2 protein-coding genes are annotated in these 2,072 nt (G+C 56.3%); both read right to left on the bottom strand.

Annotation, left to right across the window (positions count from 1 at the left end; genetic code table 11):
- The coding region (locus tag AC0L2H_RS32375) for an NAD(P)-binding protein (RefSeq protein ID WP_473593664.1) at positions 1 to 221 on the bottom strand (221 nt) is incomplete at its 3' end.
- A 507-nt stretch (positions 222 to 728) separates the two neighbouring features.
- A complete protein-coding gene (locus AC0L2H_RS32380) occupies positions 729 to 1,193 on the bottom strand; it encodes an Lrp/AsnC family transcriptional regulator (protein WP_019863379.1) in 465 nt (154 codons plus the stop codon).
- Between the last annotated feature and the right edge of the window lie 879 nt (positions 1,194 to 2,072).

Here is a 2,072-nt window from a genome sequence, read left to right on the forward strand (position 1 = left end):
CGGCCATCTCGCACAGTTCTGGCGTTGAGTGATCGCCAGCGATAATCGGGATTAAGAAAGGCACGCGTCGGGTCGCCATCCTGGATGTCCTCAGGAATGGCATTCGGCGGCGTGTCCGGGCCGGCCTCGATGAGCAGCACGCGTGCGCCATTGGCGGAGAGCCTGTTCGCCATCACGCATCCGGAGGAACCGCCACCCACGACAATGTAGTCGAAAACCACGCAGCCTCGCAAATGTCTGAGTCGGGCAAAATCTAGCAACGGCGAGCGAGCAAAAACGCGCTATTATCTTACAAGAACGCAGGAAATCAGCGCATTCTTATGAGATTCGCATTAGGGCGGCTCCCCACCAGGGGCGGAAGGTCTTCAAACATGACCCTGCCAGCAGTCCATCAGGGCTGAAGGCATGCCGGAGCATCGTGACTTAAGTGGCCAAAGCGCATCGCGACTGAAGGGGACAAAACCTGTCGCGAGATACATCAGAATGCAGTCCGGTAGGTCCAGAAGTGCTTTTGCAGCATCGCGCTGACGAGGCCGCTGGACCTTTCAGCGCCCCCCACAGAAGGAGCCCGCAAGGAGCAGAAGATGCTCCGCCTTGCGCTCAATCGCCGTTCTATAGGTACGAAAATTCCCGTCTCAATCATGGCGGCGGGCAAGGCGGCTGACCCTTGCGCCAGTCATTGATGAATCGGATCAACCAGTTGTTGAATGCGCGTAAGATTGCGCTTGCTATACATCGATTGGAACCGCCAAGGATACCTTCGTGCGATCCATCACAATCATCGTGCTGTAATTTCTAACAGCCGGGCTATCAAAGAAGAAACGCCTCGAGAAGGAGTCATACTCTGCCAAGTCACGCACCGAGAGAAGGAGAACGAAATCGGCGTTACCGGTGACTGCATACGCGCTCATTACCTCAGGCGCCTTCTGTAGAGACTGCTTGAAGCGATCGATGACGTCGGAACGATAGCGCTCAATATCGACCAAGACCAACATCATCAGGGACCGGCCCACCGCCTCAGGCGACACGATTGCAACATCAGCCTCAATCACGCCAGCTTGTCGCAACTGCTTCAATCGCCGCTGACAGGCGGTGGGCGATATACCGGCCAGTTGACCCAATTCTTCCGTTGTTTGGCGATTGTTGCGCTGCACAGCGCTTAGGATTTTCAGATCAATCCGATCCAATTCCATGGTCAACCTCCGGAATAGCTGTAGTTTGTGCAGGAAAACTGCGCGATGCACCCGACTGTAGCTTCAACCCCGCGCAGACGGAAGCACAAACTCGGGCCAGGCATGGGCACAAATAATGTCGGCTATCATCGCTAGCGATCGTCCTCGACCTCAGTTCGAAAGTCGGGAACTGCATATGCCGGGGGCAAAACCAATCAATGAGGTGCGGGATGCGCCTCACGCGACGGGTCCCATCCAAGGAGTTGGCGAGCCAGGGAGATAGCCGTTGGCCGAAGAGTGCTGTCCACCATCGCCCAACTGACAGTGGCAGCCGACGGCCGAACGCCGAGCCTTGGGCCCAGTTCGGCCCGGGGAAACGTCTCGAAACATAAACGCGAGCCAGCTGAAACGATGCTGATGGGGGAAGACCTCTATGGGCTTTCCGCGCCTCAGTTTCCATTCGTTACCTCGCTCTGCCAAGAGCCCCATCTGTGTATGGAGAATCGAGCGCTTAGGTTCGCCTGCCACGGTTGACACATCCAATGCAACCGTCTTGTGGTGGTTGGGAAAATCGTCACCGTGATCAAACAAACTGCCGGCGTTCTGCGGATCTGCCAGCAATTTCGCATAATTGCTGCATCCCGCCGGTCATAATTTGCGCAAGGCGCCCAATCTAGCGCGCTATTGTCTCACAACGGCACCTACACGCCACTATCATAAAGACGAAGAGGCCTGGCTTTGCAGGCTTCAGACTGAGGAGTTCACCCCTATGAACAAGCAATTCGCACCTGAAAATGATGCAGGCCTCGCGGTTTTTAATCGGCTTGAGTCTGAGGTGCGCAGCTACGTCCGAGCCTTCCCCGCCCTATTCGATCGCGGAGTCGGGACCACTCTCATCGC

The sequence above is a fragment of the Mesorhizobium sp. WSM4871 genome, from assembly GCF_055811295.1.